Source organism: Peptoniphilus harei (genome assembly GCF_900454685.1).
In the GTDB taxonomy this organism is placed as follows: Bacteria; Bacillota; Clostridia; order Tissierellales; family Peptoniphilaceae; genus Peptoniphilus_A; species Peptoniphilus_A harei.
On sequence record NZ_UATM01000028.1, the window covers coordinates 1 to 6,335 of the forward strand.

The following is a 6,335-nucleotide window of genomic DNA, read 5'->3' on the forward strand; positions in this document are numbered from 1 at the left end:
CGTATGACATTGTAGCGAAAGTAGTAAGGCCGGCTAGTAGTTCTGTTTTGAAATCCGTTGAATTCTCTCTTAATTTAAAATAACTATCTAAATTTGTATCATATTTAGACATAAAACAACCTCCTTTACCAGATAATCACAAAAACTATATAAATTAAAATTATATCAGACGTGTCCTCTCTGTTAAAGACTCATTAATATTCTAAAATACTGAAGAGCATTTTTGGGAATAAAAAATAGTCCTGAAGCTCTTTATATGTTAAAATATGAATCATGGAGGTGTTTACATGGATACAGTCGACCCTGGAAAATATGTACATGCCTAAGCGATAAAGAAAATCTTGTGAGTAATAGCTAGATAATTTAGTTTTCATAAATCTTTATCGCTAGGCAGCGAATTTTTATGCAAAATTTATTTTTTGCAAAAAATAGGAGGATTTATGAACAACTTAGATAGAGAAAAATTAAAGAACTTGCAAGAAAAGATCAACAGGATGGACCCTGTTGATATAGCAGAGAACTTAGAAGAACTATCCAAAGAAGATGTGGCAATTTGGATAAAACTCCTAAAAAAGGACCTTTTGGCAGACGCTTTTCTCTCTTGCCAAGAGATAAGAAGATTGAAATGATAGGTTCCCTTTCTGAAGACAGGATTATGAGTCTTATGAAGGAACTTGAAGAAGACGAGGTAGTAGATACCTTGCAAGAGCTTCCTGCCAATATGGTGAGAAAGCTCATGTACCAATACATCGAAGAGGATAGAAGACCAATTATAAACGAACTTCTAGGCTTTCCTAAGGATCCGTTGGTTCCATTATGTCGTTGGTTTTATCTTTGTTAAATCAACAGCTACGCCAACACAGGCTCTAGAGAAAATTATCCACTCAGACCTAGATGCAGACAGGCTAGAACAAGTTTGGGTTACAACGAATCCTTACTTCTGATAGGTTATGTAAACCTAGCCGACCTTCTTCGTAATAGGGACAAAAAATCGAAGAATTTGCACCAAATCAATGCCAGCGTCTATGCAACAGATGACCAAGAAGTTGTTGCTAAGTTAGCCTTCAAGTACGAACTTATCAGAAATTCCTGTAACAGATTCTGAAGGTAGACTTGTGGGTATCGTCCCAGCAGAATGGGCCATCGACGTTATGCACGAAGAGTATGAAGAAGACTTGGGTAACATCCACGGTATTAGCGAGTCATCACCAGAGCACTATTGGGACAAGTCAGTCTAAGACTTGCCAAAGACAGGACAATGTGGCTTATAATTTGTCTTGTTACAGCAACTTTTACAAGTTTTTATAATAAAAAGATATGAGACCCTCTTGGCATCATCAGTTGCTCTTGCAGCCTATATCCCAATGCTAATGGACTCAGGTGGAAACGCAGGTCACAATCATCAACAACAGTAATCCGTGGAATCTACACAGGAGAAATTGAATTCAAAGAATTTGTACAAGTTATGTTTAAGGAACTCCGCATTGGATTAATAGTTGGAGCTGTCCTTGTGGCAGTAAATATAGTTAGGATGTCTATCCTCGACAGTGTTAGCATTGGAGTAACCCTAACAGTTTCAGTCACACTTCTTACAACAATAGTCCTATCAAAAATGATTGGTGGTATCCTTCCTCTAATTGCAGAAAAAATAAAGGTGGACCCAACAATAATGGCGGGACCACTTATCACAACAATAGTAGATACTTTGGTATTATTTGTATATTTCGAAGTGGCAACACTTTTAATTGGGGTTTAATTTAATAGAAAATTTGAAGAAGCACAGGCTTCTTCTTTTTTTGCTTGATTTTAGGTTTCTAAATAGAAATAATTCTATTTTTCCCTTAGTAAGATTGAGCTTGGAGATGAAAATTATAAATAGTTGAAAAAAATTATAAAAAAGGAGAAGGTCTTGTGCAGTTACCACAAAGCCTTCTCTTTTATTTATTCCAATTATTTACAAAGTCCTCAAAGCTTTCTCTGTCCTTGGATATTTCTTCTATGCTTGTATTTTTTTCTTCTAAGATTTCTTCTATTTCTTTTCTGTAGAAGATGAAGATTTTATCCTTCAGCTCCTTATTTTTTCTTCTTCAAAGTCCTGCCACTTTCTACATAATAAATCCTATCTAGGTTTTTTATAAGGGCGAAAGTCTCTATGGCATTTATAAAAAGGTCTTCTCTATTTATGTTAGATGTGTCCTTTACAAAAATTTTAAGCCCGTAGGGTGACTTGCTTGAAAGTATTTCAATAGCGCCCACCTCGAAGCCCTTTGGGTAGTCTTGTCTCGACACAATTGTGAGACACTTGAGTTGTCGCCAACGAAGTCTGTCTTGTAATTGTATAGACTATCTATCCTTCTATTTTGGCAGCCGCAAAGGACAAGTACTAGGCCCAAGAATATATAAAGTTTTTTCAAACACATCACCTCTTTCATAGATTATATCAAAAAAATAAAAAGTCACTAGGACTTTTTAAATTCTTTTATTTACATTATTGTTCTAAAAAATATTCCAAAAATCAAAAAGATTAAAAATAATAAGGTAAATTTGTAGTTCACTATTTTTCCTTTCGTGACTTTATTTTAGCATTTGGCTTAACTCATTGATGAGAGTTAGGTTAGTTACATCGTATAAAAGCGGGCTTACTGTTGCATAGCCTTGGCCAAGAAGTGGATGTCTGAATCCTTTCGTTGTTGTCCTTTGGGAAGCCTTTAAGCCTCATGTTGTAGCCTTCTCCTTCTTCTGAAATGTCGTAGATTGACATTACGTCGGCTCCAACCTTGCAAACTTCTACTCCCTTTAGTTCTTCGTAGTCAAGGTAAGGTACGTTTATATTTAGGACTTGAAGTTCTTAGGTCGTCAAGTTTGTTAAAGACTTCTACTGCAACTCTTGCTGCTGTTTCGAACTTTGAGTGGCCCTTTACCCATTGAGATGAAACTGCAATGGCAGGTATGTTAAATAAGTTTGCTTCAATTGCTGCTGAAACTGTGCCTGAATAGAGGACATTTGTCGCTGCGTTAAAGCCGGAGTTTATACCTGAGAAGCAGAAGTCAAACTTTTCATCTAGTAGGTGGACTGCTGCTCTCACACAGTCAGCTGGTGTCCCATATACGCAAAGGCTCTTCACATCTCCAAGGCCTTCTAGTTTTGTTTCTTGAACCATTAGTGGGCGGTGATGTAGTCTGAGCGGTTCTAGAAGGCCTCCTTTGCGTATATGGGACACCAGCTGACTGTGTGAGAGCAGCAGTCCACCTACTAGATGAAAAGTTTGACTTCTGCTTCTCAGGTATAAACTCCGGCTTTAACGCAGCGACAAATGTCCTCTATTCAGGCACAGTTTCAGCAGCAATTGAAGCAAACTTATTTAAACATACCTGCCATTGCAGTTTCATCTCAATGGGTAAAGGGCCACTCAAAGTTCGAAACAGCAGCAAGAGTTGCAGTAGAAGTCTTTAACAAACTTGACGACCTAAAGAGACTTCAAGTCCTAAATATAAACGTACCTTACCTTGACTACGAAGAACTAAAGGGAGTAGAAGTTTGCAAGGTTGGAGCCGACGTAATGTCAATCTACGACATTTCAGAAGAAGGAGAAGGCTACAACATGAGGCTTAAAGGCTTCCCAAAGGACAACAACGAAAAGGATTCAGACATCCACTTCTTGGGCCAAGGCTATGCAACAGTAAGCCCGCTTTTATACGATGTAACTAACCTAACTCTCATCAATGAGTTAAGCCAAATGCTAAAATAAAGTCACGAAAGGAAAAATAGTGAACTACAAATTTACCTTATTATTTTTAATCTTTTTGATTTTTGGAATATTTTTTAGAACAATAATGTAAATAAAAGAATTTAAAAAGTCCTAGTGACTTTTTATTTTTTTGATATAATCTATGAAAGAGGTGATGTGTTTGAAAAAACTTATATATTCTTGGGCCTAGTACTTGTCCTTTGCGGCTGCCAAAATAGAAGGATAGATAGTCTATACAATTACAAGACAGACTTCGTTGGCGACAACTCAAGTGTCTCACAAATTGTGTCGAGACAAGACTACCCAAAGGGCTTCGAGGTGGGCGCTATTGAAATACTTTCAAGCAAGTCACCCTACGGGCTTAAAATTTTTGTAAAGGACACATCTAACATAAATAGAGAAGACCTTTTTATAAATGCCATAGAGACTTTCGCCCTTATAAAAACCTAGATAGGATTTATTATGTAGAAAGTGGCAGGGACTTTGAAGAAGAAAAAAATAAGGAGCTGAAGGATAAAATCTTCATCTTCTACAGAAAAGAAATAGAAGAAATCTTAGAAGAAAAAAATACAAGCATAGAAGAAATATCCAAGGACAGAGAAAGCTTTGAGGACTTTGTAAATAATTGGAATAAATAAAGAGAAGGCTTTGTGGTAACTGCACAAGACCTTCTCCTTTTTTATAATTTTTTCAACTATTTATAATTTTCATCTCCAAGCTCAATCTTACTAAGGGAAAAAATAGAATTATTTTCTATTTAGAAACCTAAAATCAAGCAAAAAAGAAGAAGCCTGTGCTTCTTCAAATTTTCTATTAAATTAAACCCCAATTAAAAGTGTTGCCACTTCGAAATATACAAATAATACCAAAGTATCTACTATTGTTGTGATAAGTGGTCCCGCCATTATTGTTGGGTCCACCTTTATTTTTTCTGCAATTAGAGGAAGGATACCACCAATCATTTTTGATAGGACTATTGTTGTAAGAAGTGTGACTGAAACTGTTAGGGTTACTCCAATGCTAACACTGTCGAGGATAGACATCCTAACTATATTTACTGCCACAAGGACAGCTCCAACTATTAATCCAATGCGGAGTTCCTTAAACATAACTTGTACAAATTCTTTGAATTCAATTTCTCCTGTGTAGATTCCACGGATTACTGTTGTTGATGATTGTGTACCTGCGTTTCCACCTGAGTCCATTAGCATTGGATATAGGCTGCAAGAGCAACTGATGATGCCAAGAGGGTCTCATATCTTTTTATTATAAAACTTGTAAAAGTTGCCTGTAACAAGACAAATTATAAGCCACATTGTCCTGTCTTTGGCAAGTCTTAGGACTGACTTGTCCCAATAGTGCTCTGGTGATGACTCGCTAATACCGTGGATGTTACCCAAGTCTTCTTCATACTCTTCGTGCATAACGTCGATGGCCCATTCTGCTGGGACGATACCCACAAGTCTACCTTCAGAATCTGTTACAGGAATTTCTGATAAGTCGTACTTGAAGGCTAACTTAGCAACAACTTCTTGGTCATCTGTTGCATAGACGCTGGCATTGATTTGGTGCATAAATTCTTCGATTTTTTTGTCCCTATTACGAAGAAGGTCGGCTAGGTTTACATAACCTATCAGAAGTAGGATTCGTTTGTAACCCAACTTGTTCTAGCCTGTCTGCATCTAGGTCTGAGTGGATAATTTTCTCTAGAGCCTGTGTTGGCGTAGCTGTTGATTTAACAAAGATAAAACCAACGGACATAATGGAACCAACGGACTCCTTAGGAAAGCCTAGAAGTTCGTTATAATTGGTCTTCTATCCTCTTCGATTATTGGTACATGAGCTTTCTCACCATATTGGCAGGAAGCTCTTGCAAGGTATCTACTACCTCGTCTTCTTCAAGTTCCTTCATAAGACTCATAATCCTGTCTTCAGAAAGGGAACCTATCATTTCAATCTTCTTATCTCTTGGCAAGAGAGAAAAGGCGTCTGCCAAAAGGTCCTTTTTTAGGAGTTTTATCCAAATTGCCACATCTTCTTTGGATAGTTCTTCTAAGTTCTCTGCTATATCAACAGGGTCCATCCTGTGATCTTTTCTTGCAAGTTCTTTAATTTTTCTCTATCTAAGTTGTTCATAAATCCTCCTATTTTTTGCAAACAAATAAATTTTGCATAAAAATTCGCTGCTAGCGATAAAGATTTATGAAACTAAATTATCTAGCTATTACTCACAAGATTTTCTTTATCGCTTAGGCATGTACATATTTTCCAGGGTCGACTGGTATCCATGTAAACACCTCCATGATTCATATTTTAACATATAAAGAGCTTCAGGACTATTTTTTATTTCCCAAAAATGCTCTTCAGTATTTTAGAATATTAATGAGTCTTTAACAGAGAGGACACGTCTGATATAATTTAATTTATATAGTTTATTGTGATTATCTGGTAAAGGAGGTTTGTTATGTCTAAATATGATACAAATTTAGATAGTTATTTAAAATTAAGAGAGAATTCAACGGATTTCAAAACAGAACTACTAGCCGGCCTTACTACTTTCGCTACAATGTCATACGTTTTAGCTAC

Annotated in this window: 14 protein-coding genes; 9 read left to right on the forward strand and 5 right to left on the reverse strand. The window is 36.5% G+C overall.

Annotated elements, in window-relative coordinates:
* Positions 1-440 precede the first annotated feature (440 nt).
* The 6 genes from DRZ96_RS12065 to DRZ96_RS12090 all read left to right on the forward strand — a co-directional run bounded on the left by DRZ96_RS12065 (position 441) and on the right by DRZ96_RS12090 (position 1,756).
* On the forward strand, positions 441-629 hold the full coding sequence (locus tag DRZ96_RS12065) for a hypothetical protein (RefSeq protein ID WP_322788186.1): 189 nt from the start codon (positions 441-443) through the stop codon (positions 627-629).
* Positions 626-841 carry a magnesium transporter MgtE N-terminal domain-containing protein gene (locus tag DRZ96_RS12070; protein ID WP_322788187.1) on the forward strand — a complete coding sequence of 72 codons (216 nt, stop codon included), beginning with the start codon at positions 626-628 and terminating at the stop codon, positions 839-841. Before DRZ96_RS12065 ends, DRZ96_RS12070 begins: the two co-directional genes overlap by 4 nt.
* A 75-nt stretch (positions 842-916) precedes the next feature.
* The gene (locus tag DRZ96_RS12075) at positions 917-1,105 is read left to right on the forward strand and encodes a CBS domain-containing protein (RefSeq protein WP_322788188.1); all 189 of its coding nucleotides are present in this window, start codon (positions 917-919) and stop codon (positions 1,103-1,105) included.
* 10 nt (positions 1,106-1,115) lie between these two features.
* Positions 1,116-1,238, forward strand: a complete 123-nt coding sequence (locus DRZ96_RS12080; protein ID WP_322788189.1) for a hypothetical protein — start codon at positions 1,116-1,118, stop codon at positions 1,236-1,238.
* Between the two features lie 39 nt (positions 1,239-1,277).
* The gene (locus tag DRZ96_RS12085) at positions 1,278-1,415 is read left to right on the forward strand and encodes a hypothetical protein (protein ID WP_322788190.1); all 138 of its coding nucleotides are present in this window, start codon (positions 1,278-1,280) and stop codon (positions 1,413-1,415) included.
* Positions 1,416-1,438: 23 nt separating this feature from the next.
* Entirely contained in the window at positions 1,439-1,756 is a 318-nt protein-coding gene (locus DRZ96_RS12090; protein ID WP_322788191.1) for a magnesium transporter, read from the forward strand.
* 317 nt (positions 1,757-2,073) lie between these two features.
* On the opposite strand, the gene DRZ96_RS01225 is transcribed toward DRZ96_RS12090, so the two are convergent.
* Entirely contained in the window at positions 2,074-2,289 is a 216-nt protein-coding gene (locus DRZ96_RS01225) for a DUF4825 domain-containing protein (protein WP_172605442.1), read from the reverse strand.
* 521 nt (positions 2,290-2,810) lie between these two features.
* On the reverse strand, positions 2,811-3,125 hold the full coding sequence (gene surE, locus DRZ96_RS11525; RefSeq protein ID WP_256584780.1) for a 5'/3'-nucleotidase SurE: 315 nt from the start codon (positions 3,123-3,125) through the stop codon (positions 2,811-2,813).
* A 107-nt stretch (positions 3,126-3,232) separates the two neighbouring features.
* Here surE and DRZ96_RS11530 point away from each other — a divergent pair, with 107 nt between their 5' ends.
* The 3 genes from DRZ96_RS11530 to DRZ96_RS01240 all read left to right on the forward strand — a co-directional run bounded on the left by DRZ96_RS11530 (position 3,233) and on the right by DRZ96_RS01240 (position 4,199).
* Positions 3,233-3,454 carry a 5'/3'-nucleotidase SurE gene (locus tag DRZ96_RS11530; RefSeq protein ID WP_256584781.1) on the forward strand — a complete coding sequence of 74 codons (222 nt, stop codon included), beginning with the start codon at positions 3,233-3,235 and terminating at the stop codon, positions 3,452-3,454.
* Complete coding sequence (locus tag DRZ96_RS01235; RefSeq protein ID WP_256584782.1) at positions 3,348-3,749, forward strand: 5'/3'-nucleotidase SurE; 402 nt, start codon at positions 3,348-3,350, stop codon at positions 3,747-3,749. Before DRZ96_RS11530 ends, DRZ96_RS01235 begins: the two co-directional genes overlap by 107 nt.
* Positions 3,750-3,905: 156 nt before the next feature.
* Positions 3,906-4,199 carry a DUF4825 domain-containing protein gene (locus DRZ96_RS01240; RefSeq protein WP_172605443.1) on the forward strand — a complete coding sequence of 98 codons (294 nt, stop codon included), beginning with the start codon at positions 3,906-3,908 and terminating at the stop codon, positions 4,197-4,199.
* A gap of 368 nt (positions 4,200-4,567) precedes the next feature.
* Here DRZ96_RS01240 and DRZ96_RS11535 read toward each other — a convergent pair whose 3' ends face one another.
* From DRZ96_RS11535 to DRZ96_RS11545, 3 genes are all read right to left on the reverse strand, one after another.
* Positions 4,568-4,960 carry a magnesium transporter gene (locus tag DRZ96_RS11535; RefSeq protein WP_256584783.1) on the reverse strand — a complete coding sequence of 131 codons (393 nt, stop codon included), beginning with the start codon at positions 4,958-4,960 and terminating at the stop codon, positions 4,568-4,570.
* 42 nt (positions 4,961-5,002) lie between these two features.
* On the reverse strand, positions 5,003-5,410 hold the full coding sequence (locus DRZ96_RS11540; RefSeq protein WP_256584784.1) for a CBS domain-containing protein: 408 nt from the start codon (positions 5,408-5,410) through the stop codon (positions 5,003-5,005).
* 167 nt (positions 5,411-5,577) lie between these two features.
* Complete coding sequence (locus DRZ96_RS11545; RefSeq protein WP_256584785.1) at positions 5,578-5,832, reverse strand: magnesium transporter MgtE N-terminal domain-containing protein; 255 nt, start codon at positions 5,830-5,832, stop codon at positions 5,578-5,580.
* Positions 5,833-6,335 lie beyond the last annotated feature (503 nt).